Origin of the sequence: Pseudomonas iridis, assembly GCF_017980685.1 — a bacterium.
GTDB lineage: Bacteria > Pseudomonadota > Gammaproteobacteria > Pseudomonadales > Pseudomonadaceae > Aquipseudomonas > Aquipseudomonas iridis.
Map to the genome: position 1 here is coordinate 410,079 of NZ_JACXXO010000002.1, position 16,930 is coordinate 427,008.

Annotated in this window: 13 protein-coding genes; 8 read left to right on the forward strand and 5 right to left on the reverse strand. The window is 60.8% G+C overall.

Annotated elements, in window-relative coordinates:
* The first annotated feature begins 30 nt into the window (after nucleotides 1–30).
* From cpdA to IEQ42_RS06790, 7 genes are all read left to right on the forward strand, one after another.
* The gene (cpdA, locus tag IEQ42_RS06760) at nucleotides 31–846 is read left to right on the forward strand and encodes a 3',5'-cyclic-AMP phosphodiesterase (protein ID WP_210702988.1); all 816 of its coding nucleotides are present in this window, start codon (nucleotides 31–33) and stop codon (nucleotides 844–846) included.
* 288 nt (nucleotides 847–1,134) lie between these two features.
* On the forward strand, nucleotides 1,135–1,743 hold the full coding sequence (locus IEQ42_RS06765; protein ID WP_210702989.1) for a YqiA/YcfP family alpha/beta fold hydrolase: 609 nt from the start codon (nucleotides 1,135–1,137) through the stop codon (nucleotides 1,741–1,743).
* Between the two features lie 41 nt (nucleotides 1,744–1,784).
* Nucleotides 1,785–3,689 carry a DNA topoisomerase IV subunit B gene (gene parE, locus IEQ42_RS06770; protein WP_150602659.1) on the forward strand — a complete coding sequence of 635 codons (1,905 nt, stop codon included), beginning with the start codon at nucleotides 1,785–1,787 and terminating at the stop codon, nucleotides 3,687–3,689.
* Nucleotides 3,689–4,678 carry an esterase-like activity of phytase family protein gene (locus IEQ42_RS06775; protein WP_210702990.1) on the forward strand — a complete coding sequence of 330 codons (990 nt, stop codon included), beginning with the start codon at nucleotides 3,689–3,691 and terminating at the stop codon, nucleotides 4,676–4,678. The genes parE and IEQ42_RS06775 overlap by 1 nt, the downstream gene beginning before the upstream one ends.
* Nucleotides 4,675–5,199 (forward strand): retropepsin-like aspartic protease family protein, encoded by a 525-nt coding sequence (locus IEQ42_RS06780; RefSeq protein ID WP_210702991.1) that lies wholly within the window; start codon nucleotides 4,675–4,677, stop codon nucleotides 5,197–5,199. Before IEQ42_RS06775 ends, IEQ42_RS06780 begins: the two co-directional genes overlap by 4 nt.
* A 7-nt stretch (nucleotides 5,200–5,206) precedes the next feature.
* Entirely contained in the window at nucleotides 5,207–7,471 is a 2,265-nt protein-coding gene (gene parC / locus IEQ42_RS06785) for a DNA topoisomerase IV subunit A (protein WP_210702992.1), read from the forward strand.
* A gap of 176 nt (nucleotides 7,472–7,647) precedes the next feature.
* Nucleotides 7,648–8,361, forward strand: coding sequence for a PqiC family protein (locus IEQ42_RS06790; protein ID WP_210702993.1), 714 nt, complete (start codon nucleotides 7,648–7,650; stop codon nucleotides 8,359–8,361).
* 354 nt (nucleotides 8,362–8,715) lie between these two features.
* Here IEQ42_RS06790 and IEQ42_RS06795 read toward each other — a convergent pair whose 3' ends face one another.
* On the reverse strand, nucleotides 8,716–10,227 hold the full coding sequence (locus tag IEQ42_RS06795) for an AhpA/YtjB family protein (protein WP_210702994.1): 1,512 nt from the start codon (nucleotides 10,225–10,227) through the stop codon (nucleotides 8,716–8,718).
* Nucleotides 10,228–10,361: 134 nt separating this feature from the next.
* Between IEQ42_RS06795 and serB the strand changes: the two genes are divergently transcribed.
* On the forward strand, nucleotides 10,362–11,576 hold the full coding sequence (gene serB / locus IEQ42_RS06800; RefSeq protein ID WP_150594019.1) for a phosphoserine phosphatase SerB: 1,215 nt from the start codon (nucleotides 10,362–10,364) through the stop codon (nucleotides 11,574–11,576).
* A gap of 129 nt (nucleotides 11,577–11,705) precedes the next feature.
* Here serB and IEQ42_RS06805 read toward each other — a convergent pair whose 3' ends face one another.
* The 4 genes from IEQ42_RS06805 to IEQ42_RS06820 form a co-directional block, all read right to left on the reverse strand.
* Nucleotides 11,706–13,457, reverse strand: coding sequence for a molecular chaperone (locus IEQ42_RS06805; protein WP_210702995.1), 1,752 nt, complete (start codon nucleotides 13,455–13,457; stop codon nucleotides 11,706–11,708).
* Between the two features lie 163 nt (nucleotides 13,458–13,620).
* Nucleotides 13,621–14,481 carry an archaetidylserine decarboxylase gene (gene asd / locus IEQ42_RS06810; RefSeq protein WP_210702996.1) on the reverse strand — a complete coding sequence of 287 codons (861 nt, stop codon included), beginning with the start codon at nucleotides 14,479–14,481 and terminating at the stop codon, nucleotides 13,621–13,623.
* An 18-nt stretch (nucleotides 14,482–14,499) separates the two neighbouring features.
* Nucleotides 14,500–15,315, reverse strand: coding sequence for a rhodanese-like domain-containing protein (rhdA, locus tag IEQ42_RS06815; protein ID WP_210702997.1), 816 nt, complete (start codon nucleotides 15,313–15,315; stop codon nucleotides 14,500–14,502).
* Between the two features lie 42 nt (nucleotides 15,316–15,357).
* Nucleotides 15,358–16,896: an HDOD domain-containing protein gene (locus IEQ42_RS06820; protein ID WP_210702998.1), complete on the reverse strand. Its 1,539-nt coding sequence runs from the start codon at nucleotides 16,894–16,896 to the stop codon at nucleotides 15,358–15,360.
* Nucleotides 16,897–16,930: the final 34 nt, after the last annotated feature.

Sequence of the window (16,930 nt, forward strand, 5' to 3'; positions counted from 1 at the left end):
GATTCCGTGCTTTTGCCTTGGGAGAACGCCTTGCCGAGCGTATCCACATTGACCACCGCCGATCCGGCGTTGCTGGTGCAGTTGTCCGACAGCCATCTGTTCGCCGAAGCGGATGGCTCGCTGCTGGGCATGAACACCCGCCAGAGCCTGCAAAAGGTCATCGAGTTGGTCCTGGGGCAGCAGCCACGGATCGATCTGATGCTGGCCACCGGGGATATTTCTCAGGACGGCACGCTGGAGTCCTATCAGCAATTTCGTGAAATGACCGCGCAGATCGATGCGCCGGCGCGCTGGATTCCCGGCAACCACGACGAACCGATGATCATGGCTGAGGCTGCCGTGCAAAGCGCGTTGCTCGAATCGGTGGTCGATCTCGGCAACTGGCGTGTGACGATGCTCGATTCGGCGGTACCGGGTTCGGTGCCGGGGTATTTGCAGGACGATCAGTTGCAGCTACTGGCCCGCTCGTTGAGCGAAGCGCCGGAGCGTCATCATCTGGTGTGTTTTCACCATCATCCGGTGTCGATCGGTTGTGCGTGGATGGAGCCGATTGGTTTGCGCAATCCAGAGGCGTTTTTCGAGGTGCTGGATCGTTTTCCGCAGGCGCGGGCGGTGCTGTGGGGGCATGTGCATCAGGAAATTGATCGCGAGCGTAATGGCGTGCGTTTGATGGCGTCACCTTCGACCTGCATTCAGTTCGAGCCGGGGAGTGAAGACTTCAAGGTCGGTGAGCAGGCACCGGGGTATCGCTGGTTGCGGTTGTTGCCGGATGGACGGCTGGAAACCGGGGTTGAGCGCGTGACTGGCTTCGACTTCACCGTCGACTACGGCTCCAACGGGTACTGAGAGCGAATCAAAAGCCCCTCACCCCAGCCCTCTCCCCGAGGGAGAGGGAGCCGACCGCGGTGTCTGGCGCTTTGCGTCGACTTGAAAGACCCGGTTGATTATGGATTCGGTGAAGATCTTTCAAGTCGACGTATTTCGCCAATACCCCCAATCAGTCCCCTCTACCCCTGGGAGAGGGCTAGGGTGAGGGTCGCCCCTGCTGAATGACCAATTTCTCGAAACCACCCCCAATCCGCTCTTCTCTCCCTGTAAACTCCGCAAACCCAAACCGACACCCAGGGAGCTCAAATGTCCGGTTCGATCCTCTATATCCACGGTTTCAACAGCGCTCCGGCCTCGAAAAAGGCCTGTCAGCTGGTGGCGGTGATGGGGCGGCTGGGTTTGAGCGAGCAATTGCGTGTCCCGGCCCTGCATCACCATCCACGTGAAGCCATCGGTCAGCTGGAACAGGCGATTGCCGAGCTAGGCCAGCCGTTGCTGGTGGGAAGCTCACTCGGCGGCTACTATGCGACTCACCTGGCCGAGCGCCATGGCCTGAAAGCCCTGCTGGTCAACCCGGCGGTCAGCCCGCACCGGATGTTCGACGGCTATCTGGGCACGCAGAAAAACCTGTACACCGATGAAACCTGGGAATTGACCCACGACCACGTTGCGGCCCTGGCCGAACTGGAAGTGCCGGCGCCCCAGGATGCGCAGCGTTTTCAGGTCTGGTTGCAGACCGGCGATGAAACATTGGATTATCGCCTCGCCCAGCAGTATTACCGCGCCTGTGCCTTGCGCATCCAGGCCGGCGGCGACCACAGTTTCCAGGGTTTCGCCGGGCAATTGCCGGCGTTGCTGAGTTTTGCCGGCATTGGCGCCGATTTGTATCAGGCAATCGATTTCACCGCACTGTGAAGTCTTGCCCCTATTTCATGAATGACTGACGACGAGACCCTATGGCCACTCCCAGCGCTAGCTCTTATAACGCCGACGCCATCGAAGTCCTCTCGGGCCTCGACCCGGTGCGTAAACGCCCCGGCATGTACACCGACACCAGTCGGCCGAACCACCTCGCCCAGGAAGTCATCGACAACAGCGTCGACGAAGCCTTGGCCGGCCACGCCAAATCGGTGCAGGTCATCCTGCACGCCGACCACTCGCTGGAAGTCAGCGACGATGGCCGCGGCATGCCGGTCGACATCCACCCTGAAGAAGGTGTGTCGGGTGTTGAGCTGATCCTCACCAAGCTCCACGCGGGCGGCAAGTTTTCCAACAAGAACTACCAGTTCTCCGGCGGTCTGCACGGGGTGGGTATTTCCGTGGTCAACGCCTTGTCGACCGAAGTCCGGGTGCGCGTGAAGCGTGATGGCAACGAGTACCAGATGACGTTCGCCGATGGCTACAAGGCCACCGAACTTGAAGTCGTCGGCACCGTTGGCAAGCGCAACACCGGTACCAGCGTGTATTTCGCGCCGGACCCCAAGTATTTCGATTCACCGAAATTCTCCATCAGCCGCCTCAAGCACGTGCTCAAGGCCAAGGCCGTGTTGTGCCCGGGCCTGCTGGTCAGCTTTGAAGACAAAGGCACCGGCGAGAAAATCGAGTGGCATTACGAAGACGGCCTGCGCTCCTATCTGGTCGACGCTGTCAGTGAGTTCGAACGCCTGCCGGACGAACCGTTCTGCGGCGCTTTCGCCGGTAATAAAGAAGCGGTCGATTGGGCATTGCTGTGGCTGCCGGAAGGTGGCGACGCGGTGCAGGAAAGCTATGTCAACCTGATCCCGACGGCGCAGGGCGGTACCCACGTCAACGGCCTGCGTCAGGGCCTGCTCGATGCGATGCGCGAATTCTGCGAATTCCGCAGTCTGCTGCCGCGCGGGGTGAAGCTGGCGCCGGAAGACGTCTGGGAGCGCATTGCCTTCGTTCTGTCGATGAAGATGCAAGAGCCGCAATTCTCCGGCCAGACCAAAGAGCGTCTGTCGTCCCGTGAAGCGGCGGCGTTTGTTTCCGGTGTGGTCAAGGACGCGTTCAGCCTGTGGCTCAACGCCAACCCGGAAACCGGCCTGGCGCTGGCCGAACTGGCGATCAACAACGCCGGCCGTCGTCTGAAAGCGAGCAAGAAAGTCGAGCGCAAACGCGTCACCCAGGGGCCGGCACTGCCGGGCAAACTGGCCGACTGCGCCGGGCAGGACCCGATGCGTTCCGAACTGTTTCTGGTCGAAGGTGATTCCGCCGGCGGTTCCGCCAAGCAAGCGCGGGACAAGGAATTTCAGGCGATTCTGCCGTTGCGCGGCAAGATCCTCAACACCTGGGAAGTCGACGGCAGCGAAGTGCTCGCCAGTCAGGAAGTGCACAACATCGCCGTGGCCATCGGTGTCGATCCAGGCTCGGCCGACATCGCCCAGCTGCGCTACGGCAAGATCTGCATCCTCGCCGACGCCGACTCCGACGGTCTGCACATCGCAACCTTGCTCTGCGCGTTGTTCGTCCAGCATTTCCGCCCGCTGGTGGACGCCGGTCACGTCTACGTCGCGATGCCGCCGCTGTACCGCATCGACCTGGGCAAAGAGATCTACTACGCCCTCGACGAGGCTGAGCGTGACGGCATTCTCGACCGTCTGGTCGCCGAGAAAAAACGCGGCAAGCCACAGGTCACCCGATTCAAAGGTCTGGGTGAAATGAACCCGCCGCAACTGCGTGAAACCACCATGGACCCGAACACTCGGCGTCTGGTGCAGTTGACCCTGGAAGACTTCGACGCGACCTCGGAAATGATGGACATGCTACTGGCGAAAAAACGCGCCGGTGATCGCAAATCCTGGCTGGAATCCAAAGGCAACCTGGCTGAGGTTCTTGGTTGATGCGGGTTGGCTTTGCCCTGGCGTGTGCGTTACTCCTGACCTCTGTTTCGGCGCTTGCCGAGCCGGTGCCGGAGTTGCGCGTGCTGTCCGAGCATCCGGTAGACGGCATGCGCGGCGGCAACCTGTCGGGGCTGGCGCAGTGTGGCAACGAGTTGTGGACGGTGTCCGATCGCGACGATGATCAGATCTATCGCCTCGATACGCGGCAAGCCACCTGGCAGGCCGAAACCGTGCACATCGACGTGCCTGAATTACCCGAGACCGGGCTGCCCTGGGGTTTGCGTTCGCGCAACTGGGCGGCGTCGTTCGTGCGCGGCGGCGATCTGGATTTCGAAGGCATCAGCTGCGACAGCGCCGGCAATCGCTACATCGTCAGCGAGGGGCATGCGGCGGTGTTGCAACTGCCTGTCAGCGGCCCGGCGAACTGGCTGAAGATCTCGCCGATTGTGGTTCGCGAAGCGCGAGCAAAGGGCATGTTGCAGAAATTCAACGCGATATTCGAAGGTCTGGCGATCAATCCGGCGGGGGATCAGATGTGGTTGGCTGCCGAGCGCCAAAGCCGTGGCTTGCTGTTGATCAAGCGCCAGCAGACGGTGTGGGACTGCGACGGTCGCTGTGTGCTGCTGAGCGAAGGCGGCAAGGAAATGCAGCCGGCGCAGTTTCCCAAAGCCAAAGCGGTCGACCGGGATTTTTCCGACCTGTCATTTTTCAACGGCAAGCTGTTCACCCTCGAGCGCAACGCCTTTGAGATTTGCCGTCGCGACCCGCTGACGGCCAAGGTCGAGCGCTGCTGGTCGTACGCCGCCGAACTGTTGCAGGAAAATCGCCGCTATTCACAGGACTATGGGCTGGAAGAAGCGTTGATCGTCGATGCCGACGGTGCGTGGATTGGCGTCGACAATAATTTCGGCCCGCGTGCCGATGGCGAGAACCGCCCGATTGTCTGGCGCTTCGCAGCGCCGCAAGGTGGCTGGAGCGCCAAGCCATGAGCCAGCAACCGCCGGGCAAGCGCGCCGGTCGGGTGCTGATGATTCTGGCCTGGTGCGCAGCGCTGTTTCTGGCCACGCGGTTTTTTGGCCAGTGGGAACAACGCCAGCAGAATCCGAACGTCGTCGTGAGTTCGGAGCAGGGCGCAGGATTTATCGAAGTGAAACTGGCGAGCAATGCCCAAGGGCATTTTGTCGCCAGCGGTCAGATCAACGGCGAACCGGTGGAGTTCATGCTCGACACCGGCGCGACCGATGTCGCGATCCCGGCGGATCTGGCCAGGCGTTTGAAGCTGGAAGAAGGTTTCGGTGTGACCCTGAGCACGGCCAATGGCCTGAGCCATGGCTATCGTACAAAAATCGCTCGCCTGCAACTGGGCGACATCGTGTTGCGGGATGTCCGCGCACTGGTGGCGCCGGGGTTGCATGGTGATCAGGTGCTGCTCGGCATGAGCGCCCTGAACAAACTTGAATTTACTCAGCGCGGTGGCACCATGCTGCTGCGCCAGACAACGAACCGATGAGGCCTGCATGAGCAATCCCCTTGATCTTAGCCTGGACGGTGTTGAACGCCGCTCGCTGGCTGACTTCACCGAAAGTGCCTACCTCAACTACTCCATGTACGTGATCATGGACCGTGCCCTGCCGCATATCGGCGACGGCCTGAAACCGGTGCAGCGGCGGATCATCTACGCGATGAGCGAGTTGGGGCTGGACGCCGATTCCAAGCACAAGAAATCGGCGCGTACCGTCGGCGACGTGCTCGGCAAGTTCCACCCGCACGGTGACTCGGCGTGCTACGAAGCGATGGTGCTGATGGCCCAGCCGTTCAGCTATCGCTACACGCTGGTCGACGGTCAGGGCAACTGGGGTGCGCCGGATGATCCCAAGTCCTTCGCGGCCATGCGTTACACCGAAGCACGTCTGTCGCGATATTCCGAAGTGCTGCTCAGCGAACTGGGCCAGGGCACCGCGGACTGGGGCCCGAACTTCGACGGCACCCTGCAGGAGCCGCTGGTGTTGCCGGCGCGCCTGCCAAACATTCTGCTCAACGGCACCACCGGTATCGCCGTGGGCATGGCCACCGACGTACCGCCGCACAACCTGCGCGAAGTCGCGACCGCGTGCGTGCGCTTGCTCGATGAGCCAAAAGCCACGGTCGAACAGCTCTGCGAACACATTCAGGGCCCGGATTATCCGACCGAAGCGGAAATCATCACGCCGCGCGCCGACCTGCTGAAAATGTACGAAACCGGCAAGGGCTCGGTGCGCATGCGCGCCGTGTACCACGTCGAGGACGGCGACATCATCGTCACCGCGCTGCCGCATCAAGTCTCCGGGGCCAAAGTGCTGGAGCAGATCGCCGGGCTGATGCAGGCCAAACCGTCGAAAGCGCCGCAGATTGCTGACCTGCGTGACGAATCCGACCACGAAAACCCGTGCCGCATCGTGATCATTCCGGTCAACAGCCGCGTCGATCACGACGCGCTGATGCAGCATCTGTTTGCCAGCACCGAGCTGGAGTCGACCTACCGGGTCAACGTCAACATCATCGGTCTGGATGGCAAGCCGCAGCTGAAAAACCTGCGCGCATTGCTGGTCGAATGGCTGGAATTTCGCGTGCAGACCGTGCGTCGCCGCCTGCAATTCCGCCTCGACAAGGTCGAGCGTCGTCTGCACCTGTTGGACGGTTTGTTGATTGCCTACCTCAACCTGGATGAAGTGATCCACATCATCCGTACCGAGGAACACCCGAAAGCCAAGCTGATCGAGCGTTTCGCCCTCAGCGAAATCCAGGCTGACTACATTCTCGACACGCGTCTGCGTCAATTGGCGCGACTGGAAGAGATGAAGCTGCGCGATGAGCAGGACGAACTGCTCAAGGAACAAGCCAAGCTGCAAGCCCTGCTGGGCAGCGAAGCCAAGCTGAAGAAACTGGTGCGCACCGAGCTGATCAAGGATGCAGAGACCTATGGCGACGACCGCCGCTCGCCAATCGTCGAGCGCGCCGAAGCCAAAGCGTTGACCGAACACGATCTGCTGCCAAACGAGAAAGTCACCGTCGTGCTCTCGGAAAAAGGCTGGATCCGTTCTGCCAAGGGTCACGATATCGACGCCACCGGCCTGTCGTACAAGGCTGGCGACGGCTTCAAGATCTCGGCGGCGGGGCGTTCCAACCAGTCTGCCGTGGTGATTGACTCCACCGGCCGCAGCTATTCGGTCGCGGCACACACCTTGCCGTCGGCTCGCGGCCAGGGCGAGCCGTTGACCGGTCGTCTGACACCGCCACCGGGTGCGACGTTTGAATGCGTGCTGATGCCCGAAGACGATGCGCTGTACGTGATCGCCTCCGACGCCGGGTATGGTTTCGTGGTCAAAGGTGAAGACCTGCAAGCCAAGAACAAGGCCGGTAAAGCCCTGTTGAGCCTGCCGAACAACGCCAAGGTCATCGCGCCGCGTCCGGTGGCTGATCGTGAGAACAACTGGCTGGCCTCGGTCACGACCGAGGGTCGCCTGCTGATCTTCAAAATCAGCGATCTGCCACAATTAGGTAAGGGCAAAGGCAACAAGATCATCGGTATTCCCGGTGAACGTGTCGCCAGTCGCGAAGAATATGTAACGGACATCGCCGTCATTCCGGAAGGCTCCACCTTGGTGTTGCAGGCCGGGAAACGCACGTTGTCGCTGAAGGCCGATGATCTCGAACACTACAAAGGTGAGCGTGGGCGTCGCGGTAACAAGCTTCCGCGTGGCTTCCAGCGAGTGGATGCGCTGCTCGTCGAAAACCTCAATTAGGCGTCCTAGAGAGCTCGATCTACGATTTAACGCGTAGATCGACGCTTTGGCGCTGGAGTCGGAACGCATATTCACGGATGATATGGCCTTTCAAGCGCCGGCGTGGCCGAGCGTTCTTCATATTTATTGAGTATTTTCACTGTGGTCAGCTTTGTGGCGGCCACCTGGACGGGATGATGACTGCGCTGCGCCTTCCAATTATTTTGTTACTCGCCGGCGTTCTTGGCCTGGCGGGTTGCAGCGTTCACCAGCCGGTGTCGCTCTATCAACTGGACAGCGGAAGTCCGGTTCAGCCTGCGCAAAGCTCGGGCATGGCGGTTTTGTTGGGCCCGGTAGTCGTAGCTGATTACCTGCAACGTGAAACCCTGCTGCAACGTCAACCGGATGGCAGTCTGCAAGCAGCGACCGACGGTCGTTGGGCTGGCAGCCTTTCGTCGGATATTGATCAGTTGCTGATGCGTCAGGTTGCCGGTCATCTGGACAGCCAGCGTGTCGTGCTGGCACCGGCCACTGGCGGGTTCACCCCGGACGTGCAGGTGTTGCTGACCATCACGCGTCTGGACTCCGGTGCGAAACAACCGGCGATTCTCGATGCGCAATGGCGCTTGATCGACCGTCGCGGCAAGGTGCGCGATAACCGCATCGTTCATCTGCAAGAGTTGCATGCGGGCAGCACGGCGTCGCAGGTAAAGGCGCAAGGCATTCTGTTGCAACGTCTGGCCGAGCAACTGTCGGTAGCGCTCAAGCCATTGGCCAATCAGCCTCCTGTGGCAGACGTACCGCGTAAAGCGGCGCAGAAACCGGCAGCGCGGGCGGACGAAGCCGAGAAGCAGCCGAAGATCCCGATGGCATCGCCGATTCGTACAGACATGGAAGTGTTTCGCTTCTAAGGCTGGATCGAGTCAAGACAAAGCCCGCCCTTGTGCGGGCTTTGTTGTGTCTGGGGTTCTGTAGAAGATCAAAAGCCCCTCACCCTAACCCTCTCCCGGAGGGAGAGGGGACTGACCGAGGTGTCTTTCGCCATGCGTCGACCTGAAAGACCCCGCCGATTATTGATCTGACAAGCGAAGTCAGGGTCGATAGTGGATTCGGTGCGGTACGTTCAGGTCGGTGGTTATGTCGAGCATCCCCCAATCAGTCCCCTCTCCCTCTGGGAGAGGGTTAGGGTGAGGGGCTTTTATAGGGCAACAAAAAGCCCGCAGACAATCACTCGTCTACGGGCTTTTGCGTATCAGGGCCAGGGCTTAAGCGCGACGCTCATGCATCCGCGCCAGTTGCCGCTCCAGCATCGATGGATAAGGCTCCATCAACCGCTCGACACAGCAAGCGCCCTCAGGGCTGGCTATCGGCCGGATCCGCGCACGCTGACGGATCAGCGCGTCATCACTGATCTTGCGCTCGACCAGCAGCAGGTTGCGGCTGTGTTGCGACAGGGCCAGGGCATCCTGCGCCGAATCAGTCAGCAGCAGATCGATCTGACTCAAACCGAACAACTCATCGCCAAGGGTCAGGCCCAGCTGCAATTGCAGCGTGATGCCGCTGTCGGCGACTTCGATTTGCAACTGATGACCCAGTGCGCGCAGCAACTCGCCGCAGCAAATCGCGTTGGTCAGGTAGTCGTCGCCGCTGTCTTCGGTGTGGAACAGCATCAGCGTGCTGCCGTCGTTCAGGGTTTCGATTTCGCCCTGGTACAACGAAGCGGCTTGATCCAGACAGTCGCGGTAGCGCGCCTGCAATTCTTCCAGACGTGCCCGAGGCAAACGGCGCAGTTGCTCTTGCGAGCCCAATTGCACCGCCAGCACTGCCGTGTGTTGCGGTACGTTCGGCGTTGCTTTGCGCACGGCCGGTTGCGCGACGGCAGTCAAAGACTCGTCGCGCAGGTCGGCGAACGCGTCATCGTCATCATCGTCTTCGACGGTGCTGACCACATGGCGCGGAGCAGGTTTCTGCGCGGCCAACGGGCGGGTTTCGTCAAAGCTCGGGTCGCGCAGGTTGCGTACTTCGAACTCCGGCTCGTCTTCCTCGTCCTCGAATTCAGGTTCCGGCTCTGGCTCGGGCGCAGGTTCCGGCGCGTAATTGGCGTGCAGTTGCCGCGCCAGATCGCCAATTTCATCCTGGCGCTCTATGCCCGGAGTGTGCTCGTCGATCCGGCGTAGCCAGACGCGTAATTGCAGCAACGGTGTGGACAGATAACGACCCATGCGCAGGCTCAAGGCCAGCGACAGCGCCAACAGAATTGCACTGAGAATGCCCATGCTCTGCAAGCTGATGGTCATTGGCTGCTGGAACTGATCCATATCCAGGCTGATGCGCAGTTGCCCTGCCGTCACGTCCTGGAAAGTGATCTTGCTCTCGTACATGCCCTCGGCTTCGCCTAACAGGCTGTGCTTGGGGCGCTGGCCGGATTCGGCGAGGATGCGGTTATCCACGCTATAGATAGCCGCGTGGGCCACCAGTTTGTTCTTGGTCAGGTTATTGAGCAGCACGTTAAGGCTGAGGATGTCGTTGGACACCAACAGCTCCGTGGCGGAGGTGGCGGTCTGCGTGGTCAGGCTTTCGCCCAGCGCATCGGCCTGCTCGTGCATGGCCTGCTTGAATTGCAAACCCATCACGCCGGCATAGATCACCAGGGCCAGAGCGACCAGGATCACGTTATGGCTGGCAATGCGCAATGCAATCGGTACACGGCGGTGGCGCAGTGCACGGAAGATCAGCAGGAAGAAGTTATCGGTTTTGACTGGCGTAGGCCGGTTCACTGAGCTCGGCTCTTTTGTCCGTGAAGTTGACGCGCAGTATAGCGACAGGCCCTAGACCGGCAAAGCGCTCGCTGTGCCCGATGGTCACTGAAAGTGGGTAGAATGCGGTTTTTTTCCAGTTGCGGGGGTGCGCGTTGCGCGAAATCGTCCTGATTAACATCACGGGAGTCGACCGTCCTGGTCTGACGGCGGCCATTACGGGTGTTCTGGCCCAAGGTGGCGTGAACATTCTCGACATCGGTCAGGCGGTGATCCACGACACCCTGTCGTTCGGCATCCTGGTTGAAATTCCCGACTCCGAGCAAGGCAAATCCGTGCTCAAGGACATCCTGTTCAAGGGCTACGAGCTCGACCAGCAGGTGCGCTTCACTCCGGTATCCGAAGAGGATTACCAGCAATGGGTGGGCAATCAGGGCAAGAAACGCCACATCGTCACCCTGTTGACCCGCAAAGTGACGGCCGGCCAATTGCAGGCTGTCAGTTCGATCACGGCCAAATACGGCCTGAACATCGATCACATTGACCGTCTGTCGGGTCGCATGCCGCTGGACACCCCGGCTGACAAGGGAAAGGGCTGCATCGAGTTCTCCGTGCGTGGCGAAGCGGCCGATCCGCAGGCGTTGCGTGCCGAGTTTCTCAGTGTCGCGCACGAATTGAACGTCGACATCGCTTTCCAGGAAGATTCGCTGTTCCGTCGCAACCGCCGTCTGGCGGTATTCGACATGGACTCGACGCTGATCGAAGCCGAAGTCATCGACGAACTGGCCAAGGCGGCCGGCGTTGGCGAACAGGTTTCGCAGATCACCGAGCGCGCGATGGCTGGCGAACTGGATTTCCGTGCCAGTTTCAAGGAGCGTCTGGCTTTGCTCAAAGGCCTCGACGTCAGTGTGCTCGATTCGATCGGTGCTTCGCTGCGCCTGACCGAAGGTGCCGAAACCCTGTTCGCCGAACTCAAGCGTCTGGGCTACAAGACCGCCATCCTGTCTGGCGGCTTCACCTACTTTGCCAAGCAACTGCAGGCCAAACTCGGCATTGATTACGTGTTCGCCAACGAACTGGAAGTGGTCGACGGCAAGTGCACCGGCGTGGCGATCGAGCCGATTGTCGATGCGCAGCGCAAGGCTGATCTGCTGAAAGAGTTGGCGCATAAGGAAGGTCTGCGTCTGGAGCAGACCATTGCGGTCGGCGACGGCGCGAATGATCTGCCGATGCTGGCAATTGCCGGGTTGGGTGTGGCGTTCCGCGCCAAGCCGCTGGTCAAACAGTCGGCGAAACAGGCGATCTCCACGCTTGGGCTGGACGGTGTCCTGTACCTGCTGGGCTTGCGCGATCGCGACGGACAGCTGTGAGTTCTCGATAACCTGAGCGGGCCCCTTCGCGAGCAGGCTCGCTCCCACATTGGATCTGTGTCGTTCACAAATTTCCTGTGGGAGCGAGCCTGCTCGCGAAGGCTGCACCGCCGATTTATCGTCGAATACCTAAAGCGACTTCCACAATGAATCAAAATCCTCCTCGCTCCCGCCATTTTGCGCAGGCTCCAGCGAGCGATAAGCAAACTGATTGAAGCTGTGCGTACTCGCCACCCGTCGGTCCAGCCCGGCGCAGTGTTCCTCGCCATGGGTGTTGATCAGCACTTTGCTGCCTTCCTGAAACGGCAAGCGTGGTGCCAGCAACGTTGCAGGCAGATCGATCGCGCTGATCTGCGGCAACAGCAATCCACGTAAGTATTGGCTGTGATCGTCCCGCGAGCGCACCAGTTGCAGGCCGCACGGTTCGGCATGCGGCGCCACCAGTTCGATGCCCATCTGCGTACCGCTGCCGCGCACCTGACGAATCCAGCGAATCACCGCAATACTCCAGCCAAGACTCACGCTGTCCTGAATCCCGAGCATTTCCCCGGCCTGTAATTCGGCGGGCGCTTCTTGCGGCCAGCCCAGGCAATACCCGCCGGGGCTGTGATTGATCACCGGCAACGCATAAGTCGGGTAGTGCGTCTTGCTGTCGGTGCTGTTCTCGTCCTCGAGCAGACGGTCGTACTGGATTTCTTCGTAGGGTAAAAACGCGTCAGCCTTGCTCTGCGGCGCGGCGTCGAACGCTTGGCTCCAACTGTCCTTTTCACCCTTGGCGACGACGCTGCTGAAGTTTGCTGCACGGGTGCCAGGATGTTTCAGCAGATCGCTGAACGTACGCTCGCCACCCAGGAAGAAGTGCAGGGCGCTCATGCCGACGCAGACGGTCAGGCTGCCCTGACCCGCGGTGCGCTGAAAACTGCGCTCGGCCGACTGACCCCAGGTCGCGTGCAAATGTTGCAGGGTGTCGAAACTGAGCCCCGCCGGGACGGGCAACGGCGTCGAGGTGTCCTGGCGCAGCAGTTGCGCTTCGATGGCATTCACCAATAGCTGAGGATCAAAGCCGAGCAGTCCGGCCTTTTGCTCGCTGCGGAACATATTGCGATAGCGCGGACCGGCGTCGATTTCTGCGCTGACCGCAAACAAGCCATCGTCGGGGCTGCCGGGGTGGAGCTTGAGCAGCGCGCTCCACGACTCCAGGACTTCCGCGAGCCGCGCGATCTGGTTCTGGCGCAGTTGATTGCAGCGGGCACTGCCCAATAGCAAAGTGGCAATGTAAGTCTGTTCGACGCTCAGTTCGGTTGTCAGGCTGGCGAGATCATCGTGTACGCGCCGTTGTTGCAGCTGCAACGCACACGCGGTGCGATACAGCTGATGCAGCTCGAACCACAGATGCTCCGGCGGCGAACTGTATAACTGCGTCGCGCGCACCAGTTGTCCTTTGAGTGAATGGGTCGCCCGTTGCAGGGCCAGGCTGACCAATGCCGCACGGTCCTTGCTGTATTTCGGCGCGATGCGCAGGACGATCTGCTTGTAGCCCATGGCCAGATGACTTTGCAGTGCCTGACACAGGTTGCTGACCTTGCGTGAACGCTCGTCGAGCATGATCGCCTGATGCAGAAAGTGCCGCTCCAGATGCTGGCAGACGAAATACACCTCGGGCCGCAGCAGCTCCAGCAGTTGCAGGCGATTGTCGCTGGGGGTCAGCAATTGGTTGAGTTCGCCGAGGCCTTGGTACAACTGACGGGCCGTTTCGCCGATGTTGGCCTTGGGCAGGCCAGCGATCCAGCGCTTGAGATCACGCGTAGTGGCTTCGCAAAACGACAGGCGCGTTTGCGTCGGGGTAGTGGCGCGTAGCTGGGGGGAAATGGTCTGGCTCATGCCAAAAACCATAGCAGCAAATGAAGGTGCTGGCCTTCAAACTGTAGGAGCTGCTGAAGGCTGCGATCTTTTGATCTTGCTTGTAAAAACAAAATCAAAAGATCGTCCGAACGCGGCCCGAGCCTTCGGCAGCTCCTACAGGGGATCGGCGTGTTTCGTCGGATCAGGCTTTCGGCAGTGCCAGACCCTGGCCCATCTGTACTGGCGAACCGGCAACCAGTGCTTCAGTCCACTTCACTTGATCAGGGCCGAACAGCACGATCGCGGTAGAACCAAGCTTGAATCGACCCAGTTCTGCGCCTTTTTCCAGATGAATCGGCGCACGGGCGGCTTCGTCGTAGCGGAAGGTTTTCAGCTCGCGCTTCGGCGGCGTGACCAGACCGGCCCAGACGGTTTCGATCGAAGCAACGATCATCGCGCCCACGAGCACAACGGCCATCGGCCCGCGCTCGGTGTCGAAAATGCACGCCACACGCTCGTTGCGGGCGAACAGCTCCGGGACGTTTTCGGCGGTGGTCTGGTTGACCGAGAAGATCCGGCCGGGGATATAAACCATTTCGCGCAGGGTGCCGGCCAGCGGCATGTGCACGCGGTGGTAGTCCTTCGGCGACAGGTAAATGGTGGCGAAGTCGCCGCCCATGAACGGCGCGGCATTGGCCGCGTCACCGCCGAGCAGTTCCAGCACGCTGAAGCTGTGGCCCTTGGCCTGGAACACGCGACCGTGTTCGATCGGGCCGAGTTGGCTGACCGCACCGTCGGCCGGGCTGAGGACCGCGCCCGGGGTTTCATCCAGCGGCCGCGCGCCGTCTTTCAGGGCACGGGTGAAGAAGGCGTTGAAGTGCTCGTAAGCGGTCACGTCTTCAACCAGCGCCTGCGACATATCGACTTGATAGCGCTTGGCGAACCAGGTGGTGAAAGCATTTTTGAACCAGCGCACGCGGCACTCGGCAATGCAGCCGGCCAGGCGCGACAGCAGGTGATGAGGCAGCAGGTATTGGCTGAGGATAAACAGACGCTCTTTCATTAGTTGTCCTTAAAAACCTTAAATCTCGACTGGCGTGTCAGGGTGGTTGCCCCATTCGCCCCAGGAACCGGCGTAGCCTTTGACCCGCGGATAACCGAGGGACTTGGCCACCAGATAGGTGAAGCCCGACCGGTGATGGGTCTGGCAGTGGGTAATGATTTCTTTGTCCTTGGTGATCCCCAGGTCTTCGAGGATCTGCGGCATGTCAGTGCGAATGCGCAACTGCCGCGCCTTGTCCATGCCGGCAGTCCACTCGAAATTGACCGCGCCGGGAATATGGCCTGCCTTGGCAGCCAAAACCTTCTCGCCGGAATACTCCAGCGGCCCGCGTGCATCCCAGATCGCCAGATCGGCAGCGCCGAGGCGGCTTTGCAGGTATTCGCGAGTGGCGGTCGGTTCGTCATGCAGGGTCAGTGCGACCGGGCCACCGACGGCGGGTGGCACCTGGATCGACATTGGCGAACCTTCCGCCAGCCAAGCCGGCAGTCCGCCATCAATATAGTGGTACTTGTCGTGTCCGATCACGTCGAGCATCCAGATGAAGCGCCCGGCCCAGCCACCGCCCTCGTCGTCATAGACCACGTAGACCGCGTCCTTGCGGTGGCCCAGCTCACCGAACAGCGCTTCCAGATCGGCTTTCCCCGGCAGCAGCCCCGGCGCCGGCGGGTGGCCGAGCTGGGTGCGTTTCGGATCGACAAAGCGTGCGCCGGGCAGATGACCTTCGGCATAGCGGGCGGGACTGGTCAGGTCCACCAGGATGAGTTCGCTGGCATCGAGACGAGGGAGCAGGTCGCTCGGTTCGATAACGAGCGGCAAGCCAGAGAAGTCAGACATGTGAGGTCTCCAGAGCACAAAGGGGGGGATTGTAGCGCAGCCTCATCGGCCACGGCTGCTAAAGCTGTGCAGCGCTTTTTCGATGCACTGCGCGGTTTTTCCAAAAGCTTGCACGGTGATGTCGGCGAACGGCCCGCCGCCCTGATCGGCGACGACAATCATGATTACCCGGCCGTTATTGACCAGTGAACGCAGGAACAGATGCTCGCCACGAAACAGCGTGCGCAGGCCCGGCGGCAACAGCGCGGAGAATTGCGCGTTGTTCTCTGGATTGATCCGCACCTGTGCCTGCTGCGCGAGCAACCGTTGCAGGACTTTGCTCTGGCTGACGACAAAATTCAGCGCGCCAGCTTCTTTCGGCAGGCCAATGGTTTGGTGCACGCGCAGGTTGGACTGCGTGCGATCAGCCATCAGGATCATCACCCGCCGCATGCCGCTGGCCACCAGCGCATCGCGCGCGGCGACGGTCAGGCTCATGGCATTGGTGAAACGACTCGGCTCGGCCAACAGTTCGGCGCATTGCCGGCGCCACTGAGTCAAATCATCGGAACTGGGCGCCGCAGCAGGCAGCATGCCAGCGGGCAAGCGACGCGTGCCCCACGGCCACAGCAACGAAACCGCCGGGTGCCACAGGTCAGGCATCGCATGCTGGCGCGCACTGTTGGCGGCTTGCTGGTGCAGCTGTTGTTGCACCTCGTCCATCGAAATCTGCAGATAAAGGCTGGCCAGGTACTGCCAGCGCTCGCTGTGCGGGCTGTCCCACGCCTGCTGCGCCGACAGCGCCAGGCCGTTGGCCAGCAACACGGTATTGGCCGGCTGATTGAGCCAGCGGCGCAGAGTCGGATCATCGTCCAGACGGTTTTGCTGGCGCAGCGGATGCTCGCTGTCGCGGGCGATGCGCAGCACTTTGACCAGTTCGCGTTGCTCGCTGAGCAACAATTTATAGCCCTGTTGCACCCAGATCGGCAGATGCCAGGCAGCGACCAACGCTTCAGCGATTTTCAGCAGACGCACACCAAACAATTGCTTCTCGACAGTGCGCGCCGATTCGCCCTTGTGGATAACGCGCAGCTCCCACTCTTCAAGCAATTGCGGATGAGTCAGCGCCAGCGGCCACAGCGGCGAAAGGAACAGCAGACTGCCCCAATGAATGTCCTGCCACAGCCGCGCCAGGCGACTGGCAAAAAAACCGTTGGCCTGTTGCGTGGCGTGCTGGCTGATCATTTGCAGTTGGCGCAGGGCCTTGGGGATCTGCATCTGCGGTACGGCGGGCAGGCGCGAGAGCAATTCTTCGGTGCGGGTGAGGCCGAGTCGATTGATCGCCACTTCCAGATTTTCTGCCGGCGTGGCCATGTTGCCGTGGGTGTGACGATTGGCCTCACGGATGATGCTCAAGGCCAGCGCCGGGCTGTCCTGCATCAGGTCGGCAATGTCACGAAGCGAGCTGCGATTGTCGCGGATCGCGCGGCAGACCTTGTCGTGCGCCTCCTGCGGTACGGGCAGCAGGACGCTGTCGAGCAGCTTGACCCAGCCGTCGAGGGTGGTCGGTTTTGCGTGTGGGACGTTCGTTTCATTAGCCATGTCTGGACAAGATCTTCACTGACTGTAGACGCGC

Bases quoted from the DNA above. Each gene is read 5' to 3' on its own strand.
- IEQ42_RS06765 (WP_210702989.1), top strand. From the start codon at position 1,135: ATGTCCGGTTCGATCCTCTATATCCACGGTTTCAACAGCGCTCCGGCC.
- parE (WP_150602659.1), top strand. From the start codon at position 1,785: ATGGCCACTCCCAGCGCTAGCTCTTATAACGCCGACGCCATCGAAGTC.
- IEQ42_RS06775 (WP_210702990.1), top strand. From the start codon at position 3,689: ATGCGGGTTGGCTTTGCCCTGGCGTGTGCGTTACTCCTGACCTCTGTT.
- IEQ42_RS06780 (WP_210702991.1), top strand. From the start codon at position 4,675: ATGAGCCAGCAACCGCCGGGCAAGCGCGCCGGTCGGGTGCTGATGATT.
- parC (WP_210702992.1), top strand. From the start codon at position 5,207: ATGAGCAATCCCCTTGATCTTAGCCTGGACGGTGTTGAACGCCGCTCG.
- IEQ42_RS06790 (WP_210702993.1), top strand. From the start codon at position 7,648: ATGACTGCGCTGCGCCTTCCAATTATTTTGTTACTCGCCGGCGTTCTT.
- IEQ42_RS06805 (WP_210702995.1), bottom strand. From the start codon at position 13,457: ATGAGCCAGACCATTTCCCCCCAGCTACGCGCCACTACCCCGACGCAA.
- asd (WP_210702996.1), bottom strand. From the start codon at position 14,481: ATGAAAGAGCGTCTGTTTATCCTCAGCCAATACCTGCTGCCTCATCAC.
- rhdA (WP_210702997.1), bottom strand. From the start codon at position 15,315: ATGTCTGACTTCTCTGGCTTGCCGCTCGTTATCGAACCGAGCGACCTG.
- IEQ42_RS06820 (WP_210702998.1), bottom strand. From the start codon at position 16,896: ATGGCTAATGAAACGAACGTCCCACACGCAAAACCGACCACCCTCGAC.